This window comes from Streptomyces sp. NPDC002825, assembly GCF_040295385.1.
Taxonomy (GTDB): domain Bacteria; phylum Actinomycetota; class Actinomycetes; order Streptomycetales; family Streptomycetaceae; genus Streptomyces.
Window position 1 is genome coordinate 210,838 of the sequence record NZ_JBEOVH010000003.1, and the last position, 25,233, is coordinate 236,070.

Sequence of the window (25,233 nt, forward strand, 5' to 3'; positions counted from 1 at the left end):
GCATGTAGTGGAGACGGCACCACAGATGAAGTAACCACGCATGCCGGCACCACAGATGACGGAACCCCAGATGCCGGCGCCGCAGATGACGACCCCACAGCCCCTTCCGCCGCTCCGCCCTAGCGAGGCCCCCGTGACCGAAGCCGTGGCGTTCCCCCAAGACCGGACCTGCCCCTACCACCCGCCCACCGCCTATCCCCGGACCGAGGAGGAGCGCCCGTTGTCGCGGGTCACCCTGTGGGACGGAAGGCAGGTGTGGTTCGTCACCGGACACGCGGCCGCGCGCACACTCCTCGCGGACCAGCGCCTGTCCACCGACTCCACGCGTGGCGACTTCCCGCTGCCGACGGAGCGTGCCACGGCCGTCCGGAGACGCCGCCGCGCGGCGCTGCTCGGCTGGGACGACCCCGAGCACAACGTCCAGCGGCGGCTGCTGATCCCGAGCTTCACCCTCAAGCGTGCCGAAAGCCTGCGGCCCCGCATCCAGGAGACCGTGGACCGGCTCCTGGACGCGATGGAGGCGCAGGGCCCGCCGGCCGAGCTGGTGAGCGCGTTCGCGCTGCCGGTGCCGTCGATCGTCATCTGCGACCTGCTCGGAGTGCCGTACGCGGACCACGACTTCTTCGAGGAGCAGTCGCGGCGGCTGCTGCGCGGCCCGACGGTGGCGGACACCGAGGAAGCGCTGGCCCGACTGGAGGGCTATCTGGGCGACTTGATCGACCACAAGCGCCTGAAGCCCGGGGACGGCGTCCTGGACGACCTGGTGGCCCGCGGCAACGGCGGTCCCGACCGCGAGGAGTTGGTGCAGCTCGCCACGATCCTGCTGGTGGCCGGGCACGAGACCACGGCGAACATGATCTCGCTGGGCACGTACACCCTGCTGCGCCATCCGGAGCGGCTGGCCGAACTGCGCGCGGATCCCGGGCTCGTACCCGCCGCCGTGGAGGAGCTGCTGCGGTTCCTGTCGATCGCCGACGGACTGCTGCGGGTCGCGCGGGAGGACATCGACGTCGCCGGGACGGTGATCCGCGCGGGCGAGGGCGTGGTCTTCTCGACCTCGGTCATCAACAGGGACGCCGCCGCCTACGCCGATCCGGACACCCTCGACTGGACCCGGTCCGCCCGCCACCACGTGGCGTTCGGTTTCGGCATCCACCAGTGCCTCGGGCAGAACCTCGCGCGGGCGGAGCTGGAGATCGCGCTCGGGACCCTGCTGCGCCGGCTGCCTGGGCTGCGGCTGGCCGTCCCCGCCGAGGAGATCCCGTTCAAACCGGGCGACACGATCCAGGGGATGCTCGAACTCCCCGTCACCTGGTGAGAGGAGCGGTGCGCATGCGGGTCTCCATCGACTCGGACGTCTGTATCGGCGCGGGGCAGTGTGCGCTGACCTCCCCGGACGTCTTCACGCAGGACGACGACGGCTTCGGGACGGTGGTCGAGGGCCGCGAGGACGGGACCGGGACGCTGGTCCGCGAGGCGGTCCGCGCCTGCCCCGTCCAGGCGATCACGCTCCATGACCCGGACGGGGAGGTGGGCGGGTGATGCGGGCCTGAGACGGCGGGGGCTCTCCCGGACCCTGAGACATCGGGATCCCTATGGGAGACATTGGTTTCCCCATTGGAAACCGATGGATCACCGGCCTACTGTCGAGGACATCGCCGCACTGATCATCGCGCAGCGGAACGCCGCTCGGACGAGAGTGTCAGTGTGCGCATCCCCGCCCCCGGGCCCCGACCGGGCCCGCCATCCCTTGGAGCTCCCGTATGTCGAAGATCCTTTTCGTGATGACCGGCGCCGACCACTGGACCCTGGCCGACGGCACCAAGCACCCGACCGGCTTCTGGGCCGAGGAGGCCGTCGCTCCGTACCAGGCGTTCAAGGCCGCCGGTCACGAGGTCGTCGTCGCCACGCCGGGGGGTGTCACCCCGACCGTCGACGCGGGGAGCCTCGCGCCGGAGGCCAACGGCGGCCAGGAGGGCGCGGACAAGATCGCCGCGGGCCTCGCCGCCATCGAGGAGATCAAGAAGCCGATCCAGCTGGAGGACGTCCGTCTGGCCGATTACGACGCCGTCTTCTACCCCGGCGGCCACGGCCCCATGGAAGACCTCGCGGTGAACGCCACCTCCGGCCGGCTCCTGATCGACGCCCTGCGGTCGGGCAAGCCGCTGGGCGTGGTCTGCCACGGCCCGGCCGCGCTCCTCGCCGCCACCGGCGCCGACGGCTCGAACGCCTTCGCCGGCCGCAAGGTCGCCGCCTTCACGAACGCCGAGGAGACCCAGGCGGGCCTCGCCGACCGGGCGAAGTGGCTGCTCGAGACCCGGCTCGTCGAGGCGGGCGTGGACGTGCAGGTCGCAGAGCCGTGGGCGCCGCACGTCATCGTCGACGGCAACCTGGTCACCGGCCAGAACCCGTCCTCCTCCGCCCCTCTCGCCGCGGAGCTGCTCAAGAAGCTGGCCTGACCGCCCGAGTACGACCCCGCCCGACAAGGCCCTCACCCCTCCCGAGTTCGCCGGGGACGAGGGCCTTGTCGGACCTGGACAGGGCTGCCTCGCGCCACTAACGTCGTTCCCATCTACTCAATTAATTGACTAGTTGTGGAGCTGTCCATGAAGTCCTTCCGTCAGGCCGTCGAGGCGAACGACCACGGGGCAATCGAGGCGCTGCTCGCAGAGGACGTCGTCTTCACCAGCCCCGTGGCCTTCAAGCCCTACGCCGGCAGGGCGATCACCGCGGCCATCCTGCGCGGCGTCTCCCGTGTCCTCACCGACTTCCGCTACGTGCGGGAGATCACCGGCGAGGACGGTCGCGACCACGCCCTCGTCTTCGAGGCGAAGGTCGGGGACCGCGCGATCACCGGCTGCGACTTCCTCCACCTCGACGAGCAGGGCCTCATCGACGACTTCATGGTCATGGTCCGGCCGCTGTCCGCCGCGCAGGCGCTCTCCGCGGCCATGGGGGCGCAGTTCGACCGCATCGCGGCCGAGGCCTCGGGCACGGCGCCGGCGGACGGGGCGTGAGGGGCGACCCACGACGCGACGCCGGCGGACGGGGCGTGAGGGGCGCGCGCCACGAGACGCAGGCGGAGAGGGCGTGAGCGGCGGCCACGACGGGACGCCGGCCTGAGCGCGGCCCCCGCGCGACGCACGCAAAGGTGCGGACCCTGGATACTGGCGCGATGCCGCAGACCCCGCCCGCCCCGGAGCCCGAGCCCGTGTCGGTCGACCCACCGCACCGGGCCGACCGCACCCTGCTCACCCAGTCCTGGCTGGACCTGGCGTTTCTGCACTGGCCCGCGGATCCCGCCGAGGTGGCTCCGCTCCTTCCCGCCGGGACGGTGCCCGACGCCCTCGACGGCGTCACCTACGTGGGGCTCGTCGCCTTCCGGATGCACCGCGTCGGCTGGTTCCGACTGCCGGGGATCCCGTACCTCGGGAGCTTTCCGGAGACGAACGTCCGCCTGTACTCGGTGGACGGTCACGGGCGCCGCGGTGTGGTGTTCCGCTCCCTCGACGCGTCCCGTCTCGTCCCGGTGACGGTCGGGCGGTGGGCGTTCCGCATCCCGTACGTGTGGTCGAAGATGACCGTCCGGAGCGACGGCTCCACCGTCACGTACACCAGCAGGCGTCGGTGGCCGGGGCCGCGCGGGGCGCACAGCGCGATCAGCCTGGACATCGGCGAGCGGATCGCAGAGCCCACGGCGCTCGAACACTTCCTGACCGCCCGCTGGGGCATGCACAGCTCCTTCCGCGGGCGCCCTCTCTATCTCCCGAACACCCACCCGCGCTGGCCGCTGCACCGCGCCCGCCTGCTCGGCTGCGACGAGAGCCTCCTCACGGCGGCCGGGCTCCGTCGCCCCCTCGGGGAGCCCGTGAGCGTGCTGTACTCACCGGGCGTTCCGGTCCGCTTCGGCGCCCCGCCCCGGCTCCCCCGCACCGTGGCCGTTCCCCGCCCGAGGAGCAGCGTCGACTGACGCGCCTGTAGCGGCGTCAGGAAGCCTGCCGCTCAGTCCAGGTAAGCGGCCACCAGCGTGGCGAAGTCCTCCGGAGCGAGGACCTCGACGCCCAGTTCCTGGGCCTTGACGGCCTTCGAGCTGGGCTTGCCGTTGGCGGACGGCGCCGCGACCAGGTACGTGGTCCTGGAGTTGACGCCGCTGCCCACGCGCCCGCCGGCCTTCTCGATGAGCGCGCCCATCTCGGAGCGGCCCCAGCCGTCGAGCGGCCCGGTCATCTTGCCCGTGACGACGACGGTCTTCCCGCTCAGCGGCCCTTCGGGCGCGTCCTCGGCCTTCTCCTGTCGCGGCTCGGTCATGGCGACGCCCGCCGCGATCAGCTTGTCGATCACCGGGGCGAGTGCCGAGACCTGCTCCACGATGACGGGCGCCTTCTCCGGGCCTATGCCCTCGACCTCCTGCAGGGCGTCGGCGTCGGCCGCCCTGATGGCCTCCATCGTGCCGAAGTGCGCGGCGATGCGCCGGGACATGCTGCGGCCGGTGCCCGGCACGCCGAGCGCGCAGAAGACGCGGCTGAGGGGCCGGGACTTGGCGAGCCGGATCTGCTCGGCCAGCTTCGCGCCCCGCTTGGCGCTGCCGGACGCGGTGGTGAGCTGCTCCTCGGTGAGGGTGAACAGGTCGGCGACGTCTCCGACGACCCCGGCGGCGATCAGCGCGTCGACGTACTTCCTGCCGAGGCCGTCGATGTCGAGGATGTCGCGCCCCGCGACGTACTCGATCAGCGGCGCGAGCGCGCAGGCGGTGCCCTTCGCGCAGCGCCACCGCTCCTGGCTCTTGTCGATCTCCCCGCCGCAGTTCGGGCACTCCTCCGGCAGGGGCACGGGCCGGGCGTCCTGCGGGCGGAGCTCGACGACGGCGGCCTGGACGCGCGGGATGATGTCACCGGCCTTGTGGACGGTCACCGTGTCGCCGATGTGGAGGTCGCGGCGGAGGATGTCGGCGGGGTTGTGCAGGGTGGCGCGGGTGACGGTGGAGCCGTCGAGCTCCACGGGGGCGAGCACGGCCGTCGGGGCGAGCACACCCGTACGGCCCACCTCCCAGAACACGTCCTGGAGGACGGTCTGGCGCTCGACGGCCGGGAGCTTGTAGGCGATGGCCCAGTACGGGAAGCGGCTGCCGAAGCCGGCCGTCGCCTGCTCGGTGGCGCTGTCGGCCTTGATGACGACGCCGTCGATGCCGAAGGGCAGGGTCGCGCGCATCGCCGCGATCGCTTCGACCTTCTCCTGGGCCTCGGCGAGGGTGGCGACGACGTGCAGCCCGGCCGGGGTGGCCGCCGTGGTCTGCACACCGGCTTCCGCCACCGCGGCCAGGGTCCCGGCGTGACCGGCCCCGGCGGGCAGGTACGCCACGCCGTCCAGGTCGACCGCGCCGTACGCCCAGAAGGTCATGGCCAGTCGGTAGGGCCGGTCCTTCGCCCGCAGCGTGCCGGCGGCGCCGTTGCGCGGATTGGCGAAGACGTCTCCGCCGTGGGCGATCCGTGTCTCGTTCGCGGCCTCGAACTGCTCCTGGGTGAAGAGCACTTCGCCGCGCGCCTCGAAGGTGGCGGGGACGGGCAGCTGCTCGGGCAGGCCCACGATCGTCCCGATGACGTGGCTGACGTCCTCGCCCTGCGTGCCGTCGCCGCGGGTGATGATCTGCACCAGGCGGCCGTCGCGGTAGCGGGCGGCGACGGCGGCGCCGTCCATCTTCGGCTCGACGGTGAACCCCCCGGCCGGCTCGTGCCCGAGCCGCCGATGGAGGGAGGCGCCCCAGGCGAGGAGTTCCTCCGGCGCGAAGACGTTGTCGAGGCTGAGCAGCGGCGTGGTGTGGGCGACGTCGCCGGCCGGGGCGGCTCCGTCGGCGACCTGGTCGGCGGGCGAGTCCGGGGCGACGTCCTCGGGATGCACCGCCTCCCAGGCCTTCACCGCGAGCCGCAGCCGGTCGTACGTGGCGTCGTCCATGACGCTGTAGCCCGCGCCGAAGTACGTGCGGGACGCGTCGCGCAGACGCTCGATGGCGGCCTCGTACGCGGCATGGCTGGACAGGCTGAAGTGCGCCTCAACGGCGGGCGTTGTCGTCATGTCGAACATCTTGTCGCAGGGCACTGACAACGCCCCTGGGCGTCCTACTGAGCACTCATCCGGTGGGGATGCGTGGGGTCGGCCGGGCAGACGAACGCCCGGTACTCGTCGCGCCCGGCCGTGACGCCGGTGGGGCAGCCGGGGCCGGGGAAGGGGCCCCAACTGGCCTGGGATTCGCACCGGTCCATGGTGAGCAGCGGGCGCATCCCGGCACCGCAGGCCTCGCAGTGGAGCCGCACGAGGTCGGTCCTGTGCCAGGAGTCCCAGCCGCCGATCTTCCAGCCCGGCGCGATGGAGAGGTCGTACTGGTAGGTGGGCGCCGCGTCGCGGCCCACCCGCGCCTCGATGTCGTCCTCCCACGCCTCGATCCGTGACACGAGGGCCGGCGGCAGGTAGTCGGCCCACGGGTACTCGGTGACCTGCTCCGGGTGGAGCACGCACGGCACCGGCAGGTACCACGTGCGCTCCACGATCGGCGGCTCGGGCTGTACGGACAGCGGGTTCGTCACGTCCGCCGCGCGGCGCCAGAAGAGGCGCGTCGACGGCCCGAAGTGGCTGTACGAACCGTCCTCGTGCCCGGCGAACGGGCACCACAGCACCTGGACCAGGTCCGTCCCCGGAGGGGCGAAGGCCGCCAGGTCGGGCACGTCGCGCGCGTGGAACTGGGCGAGAGCGAGGAGCGGCAGAGGGCTGCCGTCGTGCTCGTCCGGCTGGTGTCCGGCGTCGGTCATCGCCTGGACCTCGGCCCGCTCGGCGGCGGTGTACGCCCACCCCGAGCCGTCGGCCGGCCGGGGCCGTGCCGCTGCCGCCGCGAGGATCTCCTCGTAGCGGCGGGCCCGTCGCGGCCGCACGCCCCGGACCCTGCCGTGCTCCCGGCACTCCGGCCACGCCTCGTCCTCGGGCCACAGCAGCGGCCCGCCCACGTGGCTGTCGGCGGCCGAGGGCGCGCCGGGGCGCGGATGCAGCCGCGTCGCGGTGCGCGCGTACGCCGTCAGTTCGGGAAAGGGGACGGTGACGTCGAGGGGACGGTAGGGGGTGGTGGGCTTCACCGCGCCACGGTATCCAGCGGACTGCGGCACCCGTCACGCCCCCGGGCACAGAAGCGTCTGCAGCGTCCGGGGCAGCGGGTAGACGCGCTCGGCGGGGAGCAGACCCTGCGCCCTGTCCGCACGCCCCGACTGGATCAAGGTCGCCGCCTTGCGGACCTGGGGCGTGACGTCGGTGAGACCCACGATCCAGTCGTCGTTGAACGTGCGGATCAGATGACGGCTGATCCCGACCTGGATGCTGTAGTGGTTCAGAGCCGCCCCGCGAACCGAGCGCTCCGGATCCCACTGCACATGCACGGCCGCCCGCGCCACGGCTGCCGGGTCCGCGGTCGTCAGCACGGCCCGGGACAGGGCCTCCTCCCACCCCTCGCGGGTGAGCCGCACGGCGAGGATCCGCTCCTGGCCTGGCTTCCTGGCCCAGTTGCTGCGGTGCATCAGCCACAGGAACGAGGGCTTGATCCACGTCATCCGCTGGAAGGAGAACGGAGCGACGAACCGCCCGGCCCGCAGCGCCGCGTCGGCGACGGCGGGCGAGTAGGCCTGGTAGACCACGAGGGTGCGTGCGTCGTGGTCGGCACGGATCTGGTACTGGGGTGCCATGTCCCGCACCCTGCCACCCGGCCCGCGAACGGGGCGAACGGTTTTCGCCGCGTGCCACGTCGACGTGGTTGGCTTCGAGAGCCGCGACGCGAGAGGGAGGACGCGTGACAGTACTCGCTGTGTACGCGCTCCCAGCCCTCTCCCACTGAGGCAAACCCCCGGCCAACAGGGGGACTTGCGGAAGGGACCAGGTTCTGGCGCAGAATCGCGCCTTCAGGACGGAAGGGGTGTCGCAGGGTGCGTGTGGTGTTGTCGACGTATGGGGCGCGGGGAAGCGTCGAGCCCATGGCGGGGCTCGCGGTGGCGTTGCGGGAGCTCGGGGCCGAGGTGCGGGTGTGCGCGCCGCCCGACGAGGAGTTCGTGGAGCGGCTCGGTGCGGCCGGGCTTGCGGTGGTGCCGACCGGGCAACCGGTGCGGCCGCTCGTGACGACGGTGGCGCCGGGGTCGGCGGGTCTGGCGCAGCGGGTGGCCGAGTTGATGGCCGCGCAGTTCGGGACGGTCGCCTCGGAGGCCGAGGGAGGCGACGTGCTGGTGGCCAGCGGACCGTTGCCGGTCACCGCGGGCGCTCGGTCGGTGGCCGAGAGGCTCGGGATCCGTTACGTACACGCCAGCCATCAGCAGGTCGTGCTGCCTTCGCCGTACCGCCGGCCGCCCGCCCGGCGGGGACGGCCGCTGCCTGCGGAGGTGACGGACAACCGGGTGCTGTGGGACCTGGACGCCCGGATCGCGGACGAGATGTTCGGGGACATGCTCAACGACCAGCGGGCCGCGGCCGGCCTGGCGCCGGTGGAGAACGTCCGCGACTACGCCTTCACGGACCGGCCGTGGCTGGCCACGGACCCGGTCCTGGATCCGTGGCAGCCGACGGATCTGGACGTCGTGCAGACCGGCGCGTGGATCCTCCCCGACGAACGCCCGCTCCCCGCCGCTCTGGTGGAGTTCCTGGACGGCGGTGATCCGCCGGTGTACGCGGGCTTCGGGAGTACGACGACGGGTGCCGCCCCGGACATCGCGCGGGTGGCCGTCGAGGCGGTCCGCGCGCAGGGCCGGCGCGTGCTGATCGCCCGGGGCTGGGCCGGTCTCGACGTCGTCGACGACCACGACGACTGCTTCGTCGTCGGCGAGGTCAACCACCGGGCGCTGTTCCGCCGGGTGGCCGCCGTCGTGCACCACGGCAGCGGCGGCACCACGACGACCGCCGCGCGGGCCGGCGCGCCCCAGGTGGTCGTCCCCCAGGGTGCCGACCAGCCGTACTGGGCGGGCCGTGTGTCCGACCTCGGCATCGGTGTCGGACACGAGGGCCCGAGTCCGACCGTCGAGTCGCTGTCGGTCGCCCTCGCAGCGGCGCTCGCTCCCGCGACCCTCGCCCGCGCGGCCGCCGTGGCCGGCACTATCCGCTCGGACGGGGCCACGCTGGCCGCGAAGCTGCTGTTCGACGCGGTCGGCTGAGGGACGGTTCCCGCCCGGAAACGCGTCACACGCCGACTCGTGTGCGGTCCGAGTCGGCGTGTGTTCGTGCCCGCCCCCGCCCTGCGGCGGGGTGGGCGGGTCGTCAGCGCGCGGCGAGGAGCTGCAGCGTGTCGATGACACGGTTCGAGAAGCCCCACTCGTTGTCGTACCAGGCGACGACCTTGACGTGGCGGCCCTCGACGCGGGTGAGCGCCGAGTCGAAGATCGAGGAGTGCGGGTTGCCGACGATGTCGGCGGAGACCAGCGGGTCCTCCGAGTACTCCAGGACACCGGCCAGCGGGCCCTCGGCGGCGGTGCGGTAGGCCGCCAGGACGTCCTCGACGGTCACGTCGCGGGCGACGGTCGTGTTCAGCTCGACGATCGAACCCACCGGGACGGGCACGCGGATCGAGTCGCCGGACAGCTTGCCGTCCAGGTTCGGCAGCACGAGGCCGATGGCCTTCGCGGCGCCCGTGGAGGTCGGCACGATGTTGACGCCGGCGGCGCGGGCACGGCGCGGGTCGCGGTGCGGGCCGTCCTGCAGGTTCTGCTCCTGCGTGTAGGCGTGAACGGTCGTCATGAAGCCGTGCTCGATGCCGGCGAGGTCGTCGAGGACCTTCGCGAGGGGCGCGAGCGCGTTGGTCGTGCAGGAGGCGTTCGAGACGATCGTGTGCAGCTCGGCGTCGTACGCGTCGGTGTTCACGCCGTACGCGAGGGTGACGTCGGCGCCGTCCGCGGGCGCGCTGACGAGCACCTTCTTGGCCCCGGCGTCGAGGTGCGCGCGGGCGGCCTTGGCCGAGGTGAAGCGGCCGGTCGACTCCAGGACGATGTCCACGCCGAGTTCGGCCCAGGGCAGCTGCGCCGGCTCGCGCTCGGCGAGCACCTTGATGCGGCGGCCGTCGACGACGAGGGTGTCGCCGTCGACCGTCACCGGGCGGCCGAGGCGGCCCGACGTCGAGTCGAAGGCGAGGAGCCGCGCGAGGGCGGTGGGCTCCGTCAGGTCGTTGACGGCGACGACCTCGAGGTCGGTGTCGCGCTCCAGGAGCGCGCGCAGCACGTTGCGGCCGATGCGACCGAAACCGTTGATGGCGATGCGAGTCATGTGCGGTGTCCCTTCCGACCTTCTGTTTCGCCACCCAGGTTCGCGCGGAACGCCCTCCTCAACCAGCGGCGTGATCGCCACGGTCCGCAAGTATCGCGCCAAGGTCACCCGAAGGATCGGGCAAGGCGCCCTATTCCCCCTGCGCGAAGGTGCGCCGGTACTCGCTGGGCGTGGTGCCGAGGATGTGCTGGAAGTGCAGGCGGAGGTTCGCGCCGGTGCCCAGGCCCACGTCGGCGGCGATCTGCTCGACGCCCCGCTCGGAGCGTTCGAGCAGTTCGCGGGCCATGTCGATGCGGGCCCGCATGACCCACTGCATCGGCGTGTAGCCGGTGTCCTCGGCGAACCGGCGGGAGAAGGTGCGCGGTGACACCGCCGCGTGCCGCGCGAGTATCTCCAGGGTGAGGGGGTCGCCGAGCCGGTGCAGGGCCCATTCGCGGGTGGCGGCGAACCGCTCGCCGAGCGGCTCCGGGACGCTGCGCGGTACGTACTGTGCCTGGCCGCCGCTGCGGTACGGGGCGGCGACCAGGCGCCGGGCGGCGTGGTTCGACGCGGCCACACCGAGGTCCCGGCGCAGGATGTGGAGGCACAGGTCGATGCCGGACGCGGCGCCGGCGGAGGTCAGCATGCTGCCCTCGTCGACGAAGAGGACGTTCTCGTCGACCTGGATGAGGGGGCGCTTGGCCGCGAGCGCCCGCGCGTAGTGCCAGTGCGTCGTGGCGCGCTTGCCGTCGAGGAGTCCCGTCGCGGCGAGGGCGAAGGCCCCCGTCGAGATGGCGGCGAGCCTGGCCCCGCGGTCGTGGGCGGCGATCAGCGCGTCGACGACGGCGCGCGGCGGGTCCTCGCGGTCCGGGTGGCGGTAGCCGGGGACGAAGACGATGTCGGCCCACGCGAGTGCTTCGAGGCCGTGGGCGACCTGGTACGACAGGCCGTCGCCGCCGGCCACGACGCCGGGTTCGGCGCCGCAGACCCGTACCTCGTACGGCATGCTGGCCCGGGTCGTGAAGACCTGCGCGGGGATTCCGACGTCGAGGGGTTTGGCGCCTTCGAGTACGAGGACGGCGACGCGGTGAAGAGGTGAAGCAGACACGTCCACGAGGGTACGCGTACGGGTGTCCTCGCTGGTCAGCGGCGGTCGGGTGGGCCGGGGCCCTCACCCCCGCCAGAGGACGCGAGCCGTACGCGCGAGGACGCGTGTGCCTGCGCATGTGGACGACGTCCACGTGCGTCTCGACGAAGGGGCACGTCGCGCCGGGCATCCGTACGTCGGCGACCGGGGCCTTGAGCGCTCCGTCGACGTAGAACCGGACCTCGTCGCCCTCGCCGAGGCGGGCTCCGCCGCTCACCGCCTCCAGGGTGCGTCCCTCGGCCGTCGCGAAGATCATCGCGACCGCCGGGACCCTACCGTGCCGGAGCGGGCGGCCGTCAGACCGGAGGCCCCGGGATCTGGAGTGCCAGGGTGTTGCGGTCCCAGCCGGACCACAGGTCGGTGTCCGTGCAGTGGGCGCAGCCCGGCCCGAAGACCATCCCGCGGGCGTTCTCGTCGCCCATCAGCCAGAACCGCAGCCAGGCCGTGGTCGGGGCGCGGAAGTCGCCGCCGTCCCCGATGGAGCTGAGGTGGCCCGCGCCGCGGACCTCGCCGTAGACGGCGGGGACGTGGGACGAGTCCCGGTACAGCGCCTGCACGAGGGCCGGCCACACCGTCAGGTCGCACTCGCCGCCAGGTAGAAGACGGGCTCGTCCATCAGGTCGGGGTCGGTGAGCGGCCCCGGCTGGATGGGGACGGCGGTGTCGACGCGGGGGTCGACGGCGGCGTTGACCGCGGCCGCGCCGCCCTGCGAGTGGCCGGCGGAGCCGATGTGTTCGAGGTCGACCTTCCGGTAGTAGGGGCTGGAGCTGTCGGCGTTCCGCTGCTCCAGTACGTCGATCCCGGCCCGCATGCCGATCGCGAAGTTGGAGGTGGGGGTGTTGGCGGCGGCGACGATGAAGCCGTGGCTCGCCCAGTGGCGCAGGAGAGAGCTGTAGATCCCGGGAAGCGCGCCGGTGCCGTCGCCCCAGATCACGACCGGGTGGAGCTCTCCTCGCCGCCCATCTCCTTCGGGTGGTAGAAGGTGTGCACCGCCTCGATGTCGACGGTCACCTCGTACGGACCCGGCTGGTCCCAGGCGGTGCCGACCGACGGGATCGTGCCGGTCGACGGCTCGGTCGCTCGGCGGTGCCCGGCCCTGCGTACGCCGCCACCAGGAAGGCGAGCAACAGGCCGACGAGTGCGCGGCCCCCACTCCGTGACATGTGAACTCCTCTGCGGATGCGGCCCGTTGCGCGTCCTCGCAAGCGTGACCAGCGCCATGGTCGTGCTCCCCCGGGGCCGTTGTCTGTCGGCAGGAGCCCGTTCCTTCCGGGGGCCGGCTGGGCAGCCGCCCCACGTCGGGCCGTGGCCCGGGACGCAACTACGCCGTCCGGATCTTGTTCCCTCGTGTCAGGAACGTTTCGCGGACGACGGCCCTCATGATCGGTGGACAAAGGGGGTCATGCGCGACACCGGAGCGGACCCCCGCCCCGCGGCTCGCCCCTGTCGGGTGCCGCGCTCCACGATGTCGAAGAAGCCGAGGAATCACCGTGCCCCTGTCTTCGCACCGCCGCCTGGCCGTGAGTGCCACTGCGATCGCCGCCCTGGCGGCGGGTGTCGCCCCTGCCGCCCCGGCGTTCGCCGCTCCCGTCGCCCCCGCCGCGAGGACCGCCCCCGCCGCCCCCGCCGCCCCCGCCGTTCCCTCACCGGACATGGAGGGGGTGGTCGCCGCGCTGAACTCGGCCATGGCCAACGGCGCGCCGGGAGCGATGGCCCGGTTCACCGGTCCCGAGGGGACCCGGAGCCGAACCGTCGGGGTCCAGGACCGGCTGTCGGGGGCGCGGATGGACATCCACGCGCGGTTCCGGATCGGCAGCGTCAGCAAGACGTTCTCCACGGTCGTGCTCCTCCAGCTGGTGGAGGAGGGCCGGCTGGAACTCGACGCGCCCGTCAACCGCTACCTGCCCGGGCTGCTCCCCGACGACCGCATCACGGTCCGTCACCTCCTCACCCATCGCAGCGGGCTCGCCGACTACACGGACGCGATGTTCAACGACACCGTCCCGGGCTTCGAGGCCGTACGGAACCGGGTCTTCAGCTACCAGGAGCTGGTCGACCTGTCCCTGAGCGAGCCCCGCACCACCAAGCCCGGCGTGGCGTACAAGTACTCCAACGCGAACTTCGTCGTCGTCGGCATGCTCATCGAGAAGCTCACGGGCCGACCGGTGTCCGACGCGTACGAGCGACGCATCGTCGAGCCGCTGAAGCTGAGCTCGACGTCGTACGTCCACCCCGACACGCGCATCAAGGGCCTGCACGTCCGGGGCTATCTGCACCCGGACGCGGCCGGGGACCCGCTCGTCGACTCCACGGAGCAGACCGTGTCCTGGGCGCAGTCCGCCGGCGCCGTCATCTCCACCCCCGCCGACCTGAACACCTTCACCAGCGCGCTGATGCGCGGCCGGCTGCTGTCCCCGGCGATGCTGGAGGCGATGACGACGGTCACGCCGACGGACACCGCCAACACCCGGTTCTACGGCCTCGGCCTGCGCCGCTACGACCTGTCCTGCGGCACCCGGGTGTACGGGCACACCGGCACCGTCCAGGGCTTCTACACGTACGCGTTCTCGACCCGCGACGGCCGGCGCAGCCTGTCGGCCATGGCGAACACCTCGAACCACGGCGCCGCCAACACGGCCCTCGGCGGAACCCTGGAGGCGGCTTTCTGCGGCAAGAAGCGGGCTGTGGCACCTTCCTCGCGAGCCACCTCCTCGCCTGCGGCGAACGACTTCTCGCCGCTGCCGGCGGAGCGGGACCTGCCGGAACGCCACTGACGCCGGGGCGAGACCTGCCGGAACGCCACTGACGCCGGGGAGCGACCTGCCGGAGCGCCACTGACGCCGGGGAGCGACCTGCCGGAGCGCCACTGACGCCGGGGAGCGACCTGCCGGAGCGCCACTGACGGTGGCGCGGAGCGGGACCTCGCCGGGGAGCCTCCGGCGGTGCTCCGGCGAGGCCCCGGTGGTCACGCCTGGTATTCGGTGAGGTCGATGGCGTAGACCCGCAGGGGAAGGTCGAAGACCGGGTGGCGCGTCTCCCGCTCCGGCACCATGCCGAGCTTGCGCATGACGTTCTCGGAAGCGCGGTTGCCGGTGTGGGTGATGGCGACGACCCGGTCGAGCCCGCGGTCCTGGAGGGCGAACTCCAGGACCGCGTGGGCGGCCTCGGAGGCGTACCCCTGACCCCAGAACTGCCGGCCCAGACGCCAGCCGATCTCCACGGCGGGAAGCACCTCCGGCAGGAACTCGGGCACGGACAGTCCGGCGAAGCCGATGAGTTCTCCCGAGCCGAGGAGCTCGACGGCGAAGATCCCGAAGCCTTCCTCGTCCCATTCCTCCTCGCACCGTTCGATGGCTTCCGCGGTCTGCTCCAGGTCCCGGACCGAGCCGTCGCCGATCCACCGCATGACCTCGGGGTCGGCGTTGATCTCCGCCATGGGGACGAGGTCGTCGTCGCTCCAGCGGCGGAGGAGGAGTCGGGGCGTGAGGATCTCGGTCATGACGCCATCCTGACGCATCCGGAGTCCCGGCCTCGTCTTCGGCCGCCCCTGGCGTCGTACGGTCCTACGAACCGGTGGTCGTGAGGTCCGTCGGGTCGGTGTTGGCGCCGCAGAGGACGACGCAGATCTTCTCCCCCGGCGCCGGGCGGTAGCCGGTGCGACGGTCGGCCCCGTCCCCGGCCGGGGCCGCCAGAGCGGCCAGGGCGGTGGCGGCGGCGTGTTCGACGGCGAGGCGGCGGTCGTCCCAGAGGGCGCGGCGGGCCCGGACGATGTCGGTGTCCGCGACGAGGACGGAGTGCACCGACGCGTCCTGGGTCGCGCTCACGGCGAGCGGCGTGGCGCGGCGGGCGCCGAGGGCGTCGGCGGCGACGGAGTCGACCGTGACGTCGACGGGGTGTCCGGCCCGCAGGGCCGCGTCGAGGGCGCGGCAGTTCTCGGGTTCGACGGCGACGGTACGGATGCCGTGGTGCCGGGCGGCGGTGGCGACTCCGGCGAAGAGGCCACCGCCGCCGACCGCGACGACGACGGTGTCGAGGTCCGGGACGAGCCGGTGGATCTCGTCGAGGAGGGTGCCGGCCCCGGCGGCGATCAGGGGGTGGTCGTAGGCGTGGGAGGCGAGGGCCCCGGTCTCGGCCGCGAACGCCTCGCAGGCGGCGAGCGCCTCGGCGTACTCCGTGCCGACGAGCCGTACGTCGGCGTCGTAGCCGCGCAGCTTGTCGACCTTCACCTGGGGTGCGGTGGCGGGGAGGAAGACGGTGGCCCTGGCCCCCTGTCGGCGGGCCGCCCAGGCGCAGGCGAGGCCCGCGTTGCCGCCGGAGGCGATGGTGACGCCGGCGTCGGGGAGGGTGCCCACCTCCCGGTGGGCGAGGAGGAAGTTCTGCGCGCCGCGGGCCTTGAAGGAGCCGGTGTGCTGCATGAGCTCCAGGGCGAGGTGGAGCTCGTACGGCTCGCCGGCTGGGTCGGCTGGGGCGACCGTGACGGGGCGGACGTGGCCGCCGATGCGCTCGGCGGCGGTCTTGACGTCGGCGTACGCGAGGGTGTGCACCAGCTGCTCCTGAGGGGCCGGGACCGGGCGTTCGGTCCCGACGATCTTCTCAGGGTCCGGTACGTCGTGGCAGCGCCCCGGAGGCGTCGGCTGCCCCCGGGGCGGTTCCGCGCCGGTGATTACTGGACGATCCTCAGGAGGCGGTTCGGGGAGCCGCTGCCCGGGCTGGTCACCTTGTTGGGCGTGGCGCCGTCGACCAGGGCGGTCGCGACCTGGGCCGGGGTGGCGGAGGTGTGGCCGGCCAGGTAGACGGCGGCGGCGCCCGCCACGTGCGGGGTGGCCATGGAGGTGCCCGAGATGGTGTTGGTGGCGGTGTCGCTGGTGTTCCAGCCGGCGGTGATCGAGACGCCGGGGGCGAAGAGGTCGAGGACCGAACCGTAGTTGGACCAGCTGGCCTTGGCGTCGGCGCTGTTCGTGGCGCCGACCGTGATGGCGGCGGCGACCCGGGCGGGCGACGAGGAGGAGGCGTTGACGCCGGAGTTGCCGGCGGCGACCGCGTAGGTGACGCCGTCGGCGATGGAGTTCTTCACCGCGTTGTCGAGGGCGGTGGAGGCACTGCCGCCGAGGGAGAGGTTGGCCACGGCGGGGGCTCCCGCCGCGTGGTTCGAGGTGACCCAGTCGATGCCCGCGATGACACCGGCGGTGGTGCCGGAGCCGTTGTTGTCGAGGACACGGACGGCGACGATCTTCGCCGACTTGGCCACGCCGTAGGTGGAGCCGGCGATGGTGGTGGCGACGTGGGTGCCGTGGCCGTTGCCGTCCTGGGCGACGGAGTCGCCGTCGACGGCGTCGTAGCCGTTCACCGCGCGTCCGGCGATCTCCGAGTGGCTGATCCGCACGCCGGTGTCGATCACAAAGGCGGTGACGCCGCTGCCCGCGCTGTCGGGGTACGTGTACGTGCCGGACAGCGGCAGGGCGGCCTGGTCGATGCGGTCCAGGCCCCAGGGGGCGTTGGACTGCGTCGCGTCGGCACGGACGATCTGGTTCTGCTCGACGGACGCGACGGCGGGGTCGGCGGCGAGGCGGCGGGCCTCGGTGGCGCCGAGGGTGGCCGTGTAGCCGTTGAGGGCGGAGCCGAAGGTCTTGTGGACCGTGCCGCCGTAACCGGCTATCAGGTTCCGGCCCTTGGCGGAGGCGGCCTTGAAGCCCGCGCCCTGCTTGAGGGTGACGATGTAGCTGCCGGGGATCGCGTCGGCCGAGTCCGCCGCGAGGACGGTTCCTTCGGCGGGCGCGGCCTGGGCGGGGACGGCGGCGAAGGTGCCGAGCAGGGCGGCGGCGGTCGCGGCGGAAGCCGTCACGGCGAGGCGGGTCTTGTTGCTCTTGGGGAGTGCCATTGCGCGGGAGTCCTCCTCATGGGCGTCGCGCCCGAGCGGGTGGGGCGGCGCGACTGTGGGGGGGTGCACGTGGGGCCACGTACACGGCCGCGACCGGTGTGTCCGGTCCCGGCGTGATCAGCAGCCTCGCCGCTCTACGGGCGTAGCTCAAGGGAGTTGGGGTCTTGTCATGTATCCGCCATACGCCTGCAATCGAACCTCCGTCGACCCCCGTTCACCTGGCCGGATCAGACGCTCCGGTGGCCGGGAAGCGGCCCCGCCGGACCACCGGATCAGACGCTGCGGTGGCCGGGAAGCGAGTCGGTCGGCTCGTCCGCGAGCGCCTCGGCAAGGGCCGTCGTGAACCCGTCGGGGTTGTCCAGCATCAGGTTGTGTCCCGCGCCGGGCACCTCGACCACCGGAATGCCGAGCGCGGCCACCTTCTCCGCGTCCGCGTCCGGCAGGCTCAACTCCCCCACCAGGAACGTCCGGGGCATCCCGAGACCGGCCAGCAGTTCGCCCGGCGCGGGCACGCTTCCCTCCACGAGGGCGACAGCGCTGCGGTGGACGGCCCGCGGATCGGCGAGCCGGAGCCGGGCGGCGTAGTCCGGGCGGTCGGTCTCGGCGAGCATCCGCGCGAAGCCCCCCGCGACGAACGCCTCCTCGTCCTGGGCGGCCACGGGCGAGCTGAACGCCCCACCGCCCGCGTACAGGTTCGGCTCCGCCACCACGAGTCTGCCGACCAGGTCCGGTCGGGCCGCGGCCAGATGGATGGCCACGGCGCCGCCCATCGAGTGCCCGACGAGGTCCACGCCCGCGACGCCGACGTGGTCGAGGAGGGCGGCCACCGCCGCCGCCTGGGACTCCATGCGGTAGTCGAAGTCCGCGGGCCGGTCGCTCAGCCCGTATCCGAGGAGGTCCACCAGCAGCGCCCGGCCGCCGCCGAGCGCGGGACGGGCAGCGATGTGGGCGAAGTCGGAGGCCGCCGTGCACCCGAGCCCGTGGACGAAGACCCGCACGGGGCCCTCCCCCGGCAGGTCGATCCACCGGATGTACGCCCGCTCCTCCGAAAGGAACAACTCCCGCATGCCGCTCTCTCCCCTGTGTCGCGCCTCTGTCCTGCTGTCAGCGGCCACCCTACGAGCCGGTACTGACAACGCCTCCGCGGATCGGCTCCCGCCGCGGGCGCGGGGAGTCGGATAGCGTCGGAGGCCAGCAGGCCGGCGGACGCCGGACGCCATCCGAAAGGACGCACACCGATGCCCCTCGAAGGCGAGTACGAACCCAGCGCCACGACGTGGGTCCGTGAGCAGGTCGAGCTGTACGAATCCTCCGGCGGCACCCAGGGGACGACGATGCGGGGCCTCCCCGTCGTCCTGGTCACGAGCCTCGGCGCGAAGAGCGGCAAGCTCCGCAAGACCCCGCTCATGCGGGTCGAGCACGAGGGCGCGTACGCGCTCGTCGCGTCGAACGGCGGGGCGGTCAAGCATCCCGTCTGGTACCACAACCTGGTCGCCGCGCCCTTGATCGAACTGCGCGACGGCACGCGCGCGTGGGACATGAAGACCCGTCTGGTGACCGGCGAGGAGCGCCAGGCCTGGTGGGAGCGGGCGGTCGCGGCGTTCCCGGACTACGCCGACTACCAGCGCAAGACGGACCGCGAGATCCCCCTGTTCGTCGCCGAGCCGACCGAGTAGCTCCCCGATGGTCCGCCGCCGCCCGTGGCGGGTTGCGGGAGAGCGGTGCGGGGCCTCCTGAGTGTGCTTCAGGAGGCCCGGCCGGGCGGGGTCACGGTGCCAGGACCGCCAGGAGGTGGGCGACCTCGCGGGCCACGGCCGCGCGGGCCGGGGTCAGGTAGTGGCGCGGGTCGACCGTGGTGGGGTGCTCGGCGAGATGGGTGCGGACGGCCTCGGTGAAGGCCTTGTTGAGATGGGTGGAGACGTTCACCTTGGTCATGCCCGCCGTGACCGCCTGGGAGAGGTGCGGGTCCGCGACGCCCGAGGAGCCGTGCAGGACGAGCGGGACGTCCACGGCTTCGCGCAGCCGGGCGATCAGGTCGAGGTCGAGCACGGCGTCCCTGGTCACCATCTGGTGGGCGCTGCCGACCGCGACCGCGAGGGCGTCGACGCCCGTGGCCGCGACGAAGGCACGCGCCTCCTCCGGGTCCGTGCGCACGCCCGGCGTGTGGGCGCCGCCCTTGCCCCCGACCTCGCCGAGTTCGGCCTCGACCCAGACGCCGTGACCGTGGCAGTACTCCACGACCTCGCGGGTCGCCGCGACGTTCTCCGCGTACGGGAGCTTGGAGGCGTCGAACATGACCGAGCCGAGACCGAGCGCGACGGCCTCGCGGACGAGGTCGGGGTTCTCGGCGTGGTCGAGGTGGACGGCGACGGGGGTCTTGGCGCCGCGGGCGACGGCCAGGGACGCGAGCGCGACCGGTTCCAGGGCGCCGTGGTAGCGGACGGTGTTCTCGCTGATCTGGAGGACGACCGGCCCGTCGGCGTTCTCCGCACCGGCCACGATGGCCTGGGCGTGTTCGAGCTGGAGGACGTTGAACGCCCCCACCCCGGTGCCCGCGGCCCGGGCGCGGCGGACGATCTCGTCGGTGGGCGTCAGCGGCATGGTGCGTCTCCGGAGTGGTGAGCGGGTGCGGGGCGGCGGTCAGGCATGGACGTCGGTGAGGACGACGGAGCGGGTGAGGTTCCGGGGGGTGTCCGGGTTCAGGCCCTGGGCCTCGGCGACGGCCACGGCGAGGCGCTGGGCGCGGACCAGGTCGGCGAGCGGGTCGAGGTCGCTCTCGACGAGGGTGCCGCCGACCTTGCGCACCTCGTCCGCGAGTCCGGCGGGCAGGGCGCCGAAGCCCCAGGCGACCCGGCCGGGGCCGGTGATGCTGATCGGGCCGTGGCGGTACTCCATCGCCGGGTACGCCTCGGTCCAGGCGCCGGCCGCCTCACGCATCTTCAGGCCCGCCTCCAGGGCGAGTCCGTAGGTCCAGCCGGTGCCGAGGAAGGTGAACTGCCCGGCCGTGCGCACGCTCTCGTCGAGCGGGGAGGCGACGGCCCGCTCGGCGTCCCGGGCGGCGTCCTCGACGGTGCCGAGCCCCTCCGGGAGGGCGTCCTCGGCCTCCAGGTGAGCGCGGAAGAGGGCGAGCACGGTGGTCGCGAAGCGGGTCTGGACGACGGACTCCTCGTCGGCGAAGTCGAGGACGGCCACCTCGTCGGCGAGGTCCATCACCGGGGTGGTGGGGTCGGCCGTGATCGCGCCGGTGGGGACCGTGCCGCGCAGCCGGGACAGGACGGCGAGGACCTCGCTGGTGGTGCCGGAGCGGGTGATGGCCACGACCCGGTCGTAGCGGCGGCCGTAGGGGAACTCGGAGGCGGCGAAGGCGTCGGTCTCGCCGTGGCCGCCGGACTCGCGCAGCTCCGCGTAGGCGAGGGCCATGAACCAGGAGGTGCCGCAGCCGATCACCGCGACCCGCTCGCCGCGGCGGGGCAGGGCCGCGACGTGCTGGGGCAGGGTGCGGGCAGCCTGGCGCCAGGTCGCCGGCTGGGAGGCGATCTCCACGGCGGTGCGAGTGGTGGTCATGCCGTTCTCCTTGCAAGAAGAGTGCGCGATATTGACGGAAGATGCTTGAAGACACGCCCATTCAAGCAGAAACAAGCATCCTGTTGCCAGGTCTTGCACCCGGTGGCGGCTAGAATCGGACGCGCGCACGAGCGGGGCGGCCTTGTGGGCGCGGCCCCGGTGGAGGGAGGGACCCATGTCCAAGCACGAGCGGTGGAACACGCTCCTGGAGCTGCTCGCGGCCTCGGGGAAGCTGGAGGTGGAGGAGGCGGCGACGGCCCTCGACGTCTCCGCCGCGACGATCCGCCGGGACCTCGACGAGCTGGCCGAGCAGCAGCTCCTGGTACGGACGCGGGGCGGGGCGGTCGCGCACGGCGTCTCGTACGAGCTGCCCCTGCGGTACAAGTCGACGCGGCACGCGCCGGAGAAGCGGCGGATCGCGGAGGCGGTGGCGGATCTGGTCGCGCCGGGCGAGGTCGTCGGGCTCAACGGGGGCACGACGACCACGGAGGTCGCGCGGGCGCTCGCGCTGCGGTTCGCGAGCGGGCGGACCGAGACTCCGGGGGCGGCGGCACCGGCCGGGCCCGCGCTGACGGTGGTCACCAACGCGCTCAACATCGCGGGCGAGCTGGCGGTGCGTCCGCAGATCAAGATCGTCACCACGGGGGGTGTCGCCCGCCCCCAGACCTATGAGCTGGTGGGCCCGCTGACGGTCGGGGTGCTCAACGAGGTCGTGCTCGACGTGGTGGTGCTCGGTGTCGACGGCGTCGACGCCGAACTCGGCGTGATGGCGCACCAGGAGGACGAGGCGAGCATCAGCCGGCTCTTCGCCGAGCGGGCGAGCCGGGTGGTCGTGGTGACCGACTCCTCGAAGATGGGCCGCAGGGCGTTCGCGCGGATCTGTGGTCTGGACCGGATCGACCTGCTCGTGACCGACACCGGCATCAGCGAGGAGACGGTCGCGCAGCTCACCGAAGCCGGCGTGAAGGTCCTTACCGTCTGACCGGTTCGGATTCATTGGTCTGATGGTGAACCAATCGAGGGCCTCTCGCCCCAAGGCCTCACCGTATTCACGCAGTAATTACCGCACGGCTGTATACCTTTAAGCTCCCCTCCCCCATCATGTCTCCGACGTGCCGCCGGGGCACACCGTGACAGGAGAGGCGGGGCATGATTCCCATCAGCCGCAGGGGTTTCGTCGGGATGGGCGCGGGGCTCGTGGCGGGGGCCGCGCTGCCGCCGGTCCAGGCGTCGGCAGCCGCGAGCACCGCGACCGGCACCCTCACGGACGTGAAGCACGTGGTCATCCTCATGCAGGAGAACCGCAGCTTCGACCACTACTTCGGCACCCTCAAGGGCGTGCGGGGCTTCGGCGACCGCGCGGCCGGCAACCTGCCGGGCGGCTGGGGCATGTTCAACCAGCCCAACTGGGGCGGCCGCCAGTACCCCTGGAAGCTCAGCGACACCCCGCCCGCCGGCGGCGTCGACGGCGAGACCCTCGCACAGTGCAACGGCGACCTGCCGCACAGCTGGACCTCCCAGCACGCCGCCTGGAACAAGGGACGCCTCGACAACTGGGTCACGGGCGTGGGCAACACCCGGACGCTCGGCCACCTCGACCGCGGGGACATCCCCTTCCACTACGCGCTCGCCGACAACTACACGATCTGTGACGCGTACTTCTGCTCGACGCTGAGCGCCACGGGCCCCAACCGCACCTTCCTGTGGAGCGGGAAGATCGACGGCTCCAGCAAGGACGGCGGCGACGAGTCGGGCCTCACCTGGGAGTCGTACGCCGAGGCGCTCCAGCGCGCCGGAGTGAGCTGGAAGGTCTACCAGAACGCCCAGGACAACTACGGCGACAACGGCCTCGCGTACTTCAAGAGGTTCACCGACGCGCGCCCCGGGGATCCGCTGTACGACCGGGGCATGGGCTCGGTCCCGAAGGTGACCGGCTCGACGCCGGACGACATCGCCGCCGCGATCCGCGCCGACGTCGTCGCGGGGACCCTGCCGCAGGTGTCGTGGGTGGTCGCGAGCGAGGCCTTCTCGGAGCACCCGTACGCCCCTCCGGGGGACGGCGCCCACTTCGTCGACCTCGTCTACCGCGCACTGGCCGCGAACGCCGAGGTCTTCGACTCCACGGTGCTGTTCCTCAACTACGACGAGAACGACGGCTTCTTCGACCACGTGCCGCCCCCGGTCGCCCCTCCGGGGACCGCGGGCGAGTACCTCGACGGCGTGCCGATCGGACTGGGCTTCCGCGTCCCGATGATTGTCATGTCCCCGTGGACCCGCGGCGGCTGGGTGAGCTCCGAGGTCTTCGACCACACCTCCGTGCTGCGCTTCATGGAAACCTGGACGGCGGCGCTCGGCACGCCGGCCACCTGCCCCAACATCAGCGCCTGGCGGCGGAAGGTCACGGGCGATCTCACCGGGGTCTTCGACTTCGCCAACCCGGTGTACGGAGTTCCCGCGGGCCTCCCGTCGACGGCGAAGGTGATCGGGCAGGCCACCTGCGGCCCGCTGCCGAACCCGGCGCCGCAGAACAACGCGCTGCCCGCCCAGGAGCCCGGCACCCGGCCGGCGCGTGCCCTGCCGTACCAGGTCAACGGCAACCTCGACCGGTTCGAGTTCGGCGCCGCGGGCAAGATCCTGGCCTGGTTCTCGATGACCAACCAGGGCGCGGAGGCCAAGCGCTCGGCGCACTTCTCGATCCACCCGCACCAGTACCGGGACACGGCCGCCTGGCAGTACACCGTCGACCCCGGCGACACGGCCACGGACTACTTCAACATCGGCCTCGGCTCGGGCTCGGGGAAGTACGACATCTCGATGATGGGCCCCAACCGCTTCCTCCGGCGGTTCATCGGGGACGCCTCCAAGGCGGGCAAGGCCGTCGAGGTGGCCGCCCGGTTCGCGCCCGAGGCCGGGACGGGCAAGACGGCCCTGTGGTTCAAGATGACGAACACCTCGGCCGGTCCCGTCACCTTCACCATCCGCTCGAACGCCTACCGTTCGGACGGCCCGTGGACGTACACCGTGCCGGCGAACTCCAGCCGCGAGGACTTCTTCAACGCGGTGGCGTACAACGGCGGCTGGTACGACTTCACCGTCTCCGCCGACATCGACGGCACCTGGTCGCGCCGGTACACCGGGCACATCGAGACCGGCGCCGCGAGCGTCAGCGGCTGAGCCACTCCCCCGCGTGCCGGGCGGCGGCCATCCCGCCGCCCGGCACGCGGCCTTCCTGTCAGCGGCCGGCGTGCGCGGCGCGGCGGATCGTGGCGTCGAGGAGGGCCACCGCGTGGGCGGCCGTGCGGCCGGGGGCGCGGTTCCACGGCCCGATCAGCCCCTGCCACCCGCGCGAGCGCAACTCGGTCATGATCCAGGCGGCCGCCTCGTTCATGGTGTCCGTACCGCCGTAGCCGAGCCGGTGGGCCGCGAGCAGCGCACCGCAGACACACCGGGCGCCGCGCGCGTCCCGCAGCTTGTACGGGGCGTTCTGCCAGCCCCACTCCGTCAGCACCAGGCGCGCGTAGCCGAGGTGGACCGAGGGCCGCAGCTCGGCCTGCCCGATGCGGCGCCAGGCATGCAGCCGGTCCGGCAGCACGGCTCCCAGACGGCCGGGAAGACGGCGCTCGACGGGCAGCGCCGGGGGCAGGGCGGCGAGCGCGTCGGCCACGAGCCGGTCCACCGGCACGCTGAGCAGCTGCCGCCAGCCGTCCTCCGCCGGCGGGGACGCGTCCGGGGCGGGCCAGTCCGTGACGATCCGCTGCCAGGTGGCGCTCTCGAAGAGAGCGGCCGCCTCGCGGTCGAGGGCATCGAGGGCGTCCGGGGTGTCGGCACGGCTGAGCAGGGAGGGGGAAGGCGGCATGGACGTGACTCCTGGGTCGACTGCCTCCATCTTTCAAGACAAATGTCGGTTTTGCCACTTTTACTCCGAGCCGGTGAGTCGCCCCCCCGAACGCCCCATCGCGGGGATTTCACCCCGAATTACCCACCCCGGAATTAGAGCCCAAATTCGGACATTACTCTCCGGGTGACGCGACTCACTTATGCGACCCGACCGCTCGGCGGCGCCTTCCTCCACCCCGTACCGGACAAGGAAGTTCGACACCCACGGCACGGCATCGATCATGAATCGACCGAATTCATTGATCCATTACCCGGCGCACGGCATCCACTCCTCTTGTTATCCGTCGCATTACTGGCCTACGGTCACCTCCATTCGAGCGGAACGCCCAATCCTGCCGCCGCTCGTTAAACCTCCCTTTTCACCCGACGGCAGGAGCGGGGGACCCACGAATACGCCGGTCCGGAATCCGGAACGGCTCGGGGTGAAGCCGCGTGCGCGCGGCCGGACATCTCCCGTCCGAACCCGACAGCTCACCCCGCAGGCGCCGGAGAGGACACC

25 protein-coding genes and 1 riboswitch are annotated in these 25,233 nt (G+C 72.6%); of the genes, 10 read left to right on the forward strand and 15 right to left on the reverse strand.

Going from position 1 to position 25,233, the window contains the following annotated elements; all coding sequences use genetic code 11:
* Positions 1-85 precede the first annotated feature (85 nt).
* From ABT041_RS05645 to ABT041_RS05665, 5 genes are all read left to right on the forward strand, one after another.
* Complete coding sequence (locus tag ABT041_RS05645) at positions 86-1,318, forward strand: cytochrome P450 (RefSeq protein WP_351180013.1); 1,233 nt, start codon at positions 86-88, stop codon at positions 1,316-1,318.
* Positions 1,319-1,332: 14 nt separating this feature from the next.
* Complete coding sequence (locus tag ABT041_RS05650) at positions 1,333-1,542, forward strand: ferredoxin (RefSeq protein ID WP_351179464.1); 210 nt, start codon at positions 1,333-1,335, stop codon at positions 1,540-1,542.
* A gap of 221 nt (positions 1,543-1,763) precedes the next feature.
* Positions 1,764-2,459, forward strand: coding sequence for a type 1 glutamine amidotransferase domain-containing protein (locus tag ABT041_RS05655; protein WP_351179466.1), 696 nt, complete (start codon positions 1,764-1,766; stop codon positions 2,457-2,459).
* A gap of 147 nt (positions 2,460-2,606) precedes the next feature.
* On the forward strand, positions 2,607-3,017 hold the full coding sequence (locus tag ABT041_RS05660) for a nuclear transport factor 2 family protein (protein ID WP_351179469.1): 411 nt from the start codon (positions 2,607-2,609) through the stop codon (positions 3,015-3,017).
* A 158-nt stretch (positions 3,018-3,175) separates the two neighbouring features.
* Positions 3,176-3,970 carry a YqjF family protein gene (locus tag ABT041_RS05665; RefSeq protein WP_351179472.1) on the forward strand — a complete coding sequence of 265 codons (795 nt, stop codon included), beginning with the start codon at positions 3,176-3,178 and terminating at the stop codon, positions 3,968-3,970.
* A gap of 32 nt (positions 3,971-4,002) precedes the next feature.
* Here ABT041_RS05665 and ligA read toward each other — a convergent pair whose 3' ends face one another.
* From ligA to ABT041_RS05680, 3 genes are read right to left on the reverse strand one after another with little or no spacing between them, the layout of a single operon-like run.
* On the reverse strand, positions 4,003-6,069 hold the full coding sequence (gene ligA / locus ABT041_RS05670) for an NAD-dependent DNA ligase LigA (RefSeq protein ID WP_351179475.1): 2,067 nt from the start codon (positions 6,067-6,069) through the stop codon (positions 4,003-4,005).
* Positions 6,070-6,113: 44 nt separating this feature from the next.
* Positions 6,114-7,118, reverse strand: a complete 1,005-nt coding sequence (locus tag ABT041_RS05675) for a hypothetical protein (RefSeq protein ID WP_351179478.1) — start codon at positions 7,116-7,118, stop codon at positions 6,114-6,116.
* A gap of 33 nt (positions 7,119-7,151) precedes the next feature.
* A complete protein-coding gene (locus ABT041_RS05680; protein ID WP_351179481.1) occupies positions 7,152-7,718 on the reverse strand; it encodes a DUF4291 domain-containing protein in 567 nt (188 codons plus the stop codon).
* Positions 7,719-8,003: 285 nt separating this feature from the next.
* On the opposite strand from ABT041_RS05680, the gene ABT041_RS05685 reads away from it, so the two are divergent.
* Complete coding sequence (locus ABT041_RS05685) at positions 8,004-9,167, forward strand: glycosyltransferase (protein ID WP_351179484.1); 1,164 nt, start codon at positions 8,004-8,006, stop codon at positions 9,165-9,167.
* A 103-nt stretch (positions 9,168-9,270) separates the two neighbouring features.
* On the opposite strand, the gene gap is transcribed toward ABT041_RS05685, so the two are convergent.
* The 5 genes from gap to ABT041_RS05710 form a co-directional block, all read right to left on the reverse strand.
* Positions 9,271-10,269, reverse strand: a complete 999-nt coding sequence (gene gap, locus ABT041_RS05690; protein WP_351179487.1) for a type I glyceraldehyde-3-phosphate dehydrogenase — start codon at positions 10,267-10,269, stop codon at positions 9,271-9,273.
* A gap of 130 nt (positions 10,270-10,399) precedes the next feature.
* Positions 10,400-11,356, reverse strand: a complete 957-nt coding sequence (locus ABT041_RS05695) for a GlxA family transcriptional regulator (protein ID WP_351179491.1) — start codon at positions 11,354-11,356, stop codon at positions 10,400-10,402.
* Positions 11,357-11,691: 335 nt separating this feature from the next.
* Positions 11,692-11,952, reverse strand: a complete 261-nt coding sequence (locus tag ABT041_RS05700; protein WP_351179494.1) for a hypothetical protein — start codon at positions 11,950-11,952, stop codon at positions 11,692-11,694.
* 17 nt (positions 11,953-11,969) lie between these two features.
* Positions 11,970-12,329, reverse strand: a complete 360-nt coding sequence (locus ABT041_RS05705; protein WP_351179497.1) for a poly(ethylene terephthalate) hydrolase family protein — start codon at positions 12,327-12,329, stop codon at positions 11,970-11,972.
* The gene (locus ABT041_RS05710; RefSeq protein ID WP_351179500.1) at positions 12,326-12,616 is read right to left on the reverse strand and encodes a hypothetical protein; all 291 of its coding nucleotides are present in this window, start codon (positions 12,614-12,616) and stop codon (positions 12,326-12,328) included. The genes ABT041_RS05705 and ABT041_RS05710 overlap by 4 nt, the downstream gene beginning before the upstream one ends.
* Positions 12,617-12,885: 269 nt before the next feature.
* On the opposite strand from ABT041_RS05710, the gene ABT041_RS05715 reads away from it, so the two are divergent.
* On the forward strand, positions 12,886-14,169 hold the full coding sequence (locus ABT041_RS05715; protein ID WP_351179503.1) for a serine hydrolase domain-containing protein: 1,284 nt from the start codon (positions 12,886-12,888) through the stop codon (positions 14,167-14,169).
* Between the two features lie 191 nt (positions 14,170-14,360).
* Here the strand turns inward: ABT041_RS05715 and ABT041_RS05720 are convergent, their stop codons facing one another.
* The 4 genes from ABT041_RS05720 to ABT041_RS05735 all read right to left on the reverse strand — a co-directional run bounded on the left by ABT041_RS05720 (position 14,361) and on the right by ABT041_RS05735 (position 18,340).
* Positions 14,361-14,894: a GNAT family N-acetyltransferase gene (locus ABT041_RS05720; RefSeq protein ID WP_351179506.1), complete on the reverse strand. Its 534-nt coding sequence runs from the start codon at positions 14,892-14,894 to the stop codon at positions 14,361-14,363.
* A 64-nt stretch (positions 14,895-14,958) separates the two neighbouring features.
* Positions 14,959-15,939 (reverse strand): serine/threonine dehydratase, encoded by a 981-nt coding sequence (locus ABT041_RS05725; protein ID WP_351179509.1) that lies wholly within the window; start codon positions 15,937-15,939, stop codon positions 14,959-14,961.
* A 119-nt stretch (positions 15,940-16,058) separates the two neighbouring features.
* Complete coding sequence (locus ABT041_RS05730; RefSeq protein WP_351179512.1) at positions 16,059-17,273, reverse strand: S8 family peptidase; 1,215 nt, start codon at positions 17,271-17,273, stop codon at positions 16,059-16,061.
* Positions 17,274-17,545: 272 nt separating this feature from the next.
* Complete coding sequence (locus ABT041_RS05735) at positions 17,546-18,340, reverse strand: alpha/beta fold hydrolase (protein ID WP_351179515.1); 795 nt, start codon at positions 18,338-18,340, stop codon at positions 17,546-17,548.
* Positions 18,341-18,511: 171 nt separating this feature from the next.
* On the opposite strand from ABT041_RS05735, the gene ABT041_RS05740 reads away from it, so the two are divergent.
* On the forward strand, positions 18,512-18,949 hold the full coding sequence (locus ABT041_RS05740; RefSeq protein WP_351179518.1) for a nitroreductase family deazaflavin-dependent oxidoreductase: 438 nt from the start codon (positions 18,512-18,514) through the stop codon (positions 18,947-18,949).
* A gap of 91 nt (positions 18,950-19,040) precedes the next feature.
* Here the strand turns inward: ABT041_RS05740 and ABT041_RS05745 are convergent, their stop codons facing one another.
* Positions 19,041-19,874, reverse strand: a complete 834-nt coding sequence (locus ABT041_RS05745) for a class II fructose-bisphosphate aldolase (RefSeq protein WP_351179521.1) — start codon at positions 19,872-19,874, stop codon at positions 19,041-19,043.
* Between the two features lie 39 nt (positions 19,875-19,913).
* On the reverse strand, positions 19,914-20,837 hold the full coding sequence (locus ABT041_RS05750; RefSeq protein ID WP_351179524.1) for an SIS domain-containing protein: 924 nt from the start codon (positions 20,835-20,837) through the stop codon (positions 19,914-19,916).
* A gap of 175 nt (positions 20,838-21,012) precedes the next feature.
* Between ABT041_RS05750 and ABT041_RS05755 the strand changes: the two genes are divergently transcribed.
* Positions 21,013-21,819, forward strand: a complete 807-nt coding sequence (locus ABT041_RS05755) for a DeoR/GlpR family DNA-binding transcription regulator (protein WP_351179527.1) — start codon at positions 21,013-21,015, stop codon at positions 21,817-21,819.
* 167 nt (positions 21,820-21,986) lie between these two features.
* Positions 21,987-24,011, forward strand: coding sequence for a phosphocholine-specific phospholipase C (locus tag ABT041_RS05760; protein ID WP_351179530.1), 2,025 nt, complete (start codon positions 21,987-21,989; stop codon positions 24,009-24,011).
* Between the two features lie 58 nt (positions 24,012-24,069).
* Here ABT041_RS05760 and ABT041_RS05765 read toward each other — a convergent pair whose 3' ends face one another.
* Positions 24,070-24,693, reverse strand: coding sequence for a DUF6197 family protein (locus tag ABT041_RS05765; RefSeq protein WP_351179533.1), 624 nt, complete (start codon positions 24,691-24,693; stop codon positions 24,070-24,072).
* 383 nt (positions 24,694-25,076) lie between these two features.
* A riboswitch (cyclic di-AMP (ydaO/yuaA leader) is annotated at positions 25,077-25,232 on the forward strand.
* Position 25,233: the final 1 nt, after the last annotated feature.

Coding starts and splice junctions, on each gene's coding strand:
- ABT041_RS05645 (WP_351180013.1), top strand. CDS start 86: ATGACGACCCCACAGCCCCTTCCGCCGCTCCGCCCTAGCGAGGCCCCC.
- ABT041_RS05650 (WP_351179464.1), top strand. CDS start 1,333: ATGCGGGTCTCCATCGACTCGGACGTCTGTATCGGCGCGGGGCAGTGT.
- ABT041_RS05655 (WP_351179466.1), top strand. CDS start 1,764: ATGTCGAAGATCCTTTTCGTGATGACCGGCGCCGACCACTGGACCCTG.
- ABT041_RS05660 (WP_351179469.1), top strand. CDS start 2,607: ATGAAGTCCTTCCGTCAGGCCGTCGAGGCGAACGACCACGGGGCAATC.
- ABT041_RS05665 (WP_351179472.1), top strand. CDS start 3,176: ATGCCGCAGACCCCGCCCGCCCCGGAGCCCGAGCCCGTGTCGGTCGAC.
- ligA (WP_351179475.1), bottom strand. CDS start 6,069: ATGACGACAACGCCCGCCGTTGAGGCGCACTTCAGCCTGTCCAGCCAT.
- ABT041_RS05680 (WP_351179481.1), bottom strand. CDS start 7,718: ATGGCACCCCAGTACCAGATCCGTGCCGACCACGACGCACGCACCCTC.
- ABT041_RS05685 (WP_351179484.1), top strand. CDS start 8,004: ATGGCGGGGCTCGCGGTGGCGTTGCGGGAGCTCGGGGCCGAGGTGCGG.
- gap (WP_351179487.1), bottom strand. CDS start 10,269: ATGACTCGCATCGCCATCAACGGTTTCGGTCGCATCGGCCGCAACGTG.
- ABT041_RS05710 (WP_351179500.1), bottom strand. CDS start 12,616: ATGGCGCTGGTCACGCTTGCGAGGACGCGCAACGGGCCGCATCCGCAG.
- ABT041_RS05720 (WP_351179506.1), bottom strand. CDS start 14,894: ATGACCGAGATCCTCACGCCCCGACTCCTCCTCCGCCGCTGGAGCGAC.
- ABT041_RS05730 (WP_351179512.1), bottom strand. CDS start 17,273: ATGGCACTCCCCAAGAGCAACAAGACCCGCCTCGCCGTGACGGCTTCC.
- ABT041_RS05735 (WP_351179515.1), bottom strand. CDS start 18,340: ATGCGGGAGTTGTTCCTTTCGGAGGAGCGGGCGTACATCCGGTGGATC.
- ABT041_RS05740 (WP_351179518.1), top strand. CDS start 18,512: ATGCCCCTCGAAGGCGAGTACGAACCCAGCGCCACGACGTGGGTCCGT.
- ABT041_RS05745 (WP_351179521.1), bottom strand. CDS start 19,874: ATGCCGCTGACGCCCACCGACGAGATCGTCCGCCGCGCCCGGGCCGCG.
- ABT041_RS05750 (WP_351179524.1), bottom strand. CDS start 20,837: ATGACCACCACTCGCACCGCCGTGGAGATCGCCTCCCAGCCGGCGACC.
- ABT041_RS05755 (WP_351179527.1), top strand. CDS start 21,013: ATGTCCAAGCACGAGCGGTGGAACACGCTCCTGGAGCTGCTCGCGGCC.
- ABT041_RS05760 (WP_351179530.1), top strand. CDS start 21,987: ATGATTCCCATCAGCCGCAGGGGTTTCGTCGGGATGGGCGCGGGGCTC.
- ABT041_RS05765 (WP_351179533.1), bottom strand. CDS start 24,693: ATGCCGCCTTCCCCCTCCCTGCTCAGCCGTGCCGACACCCCGGACGCC.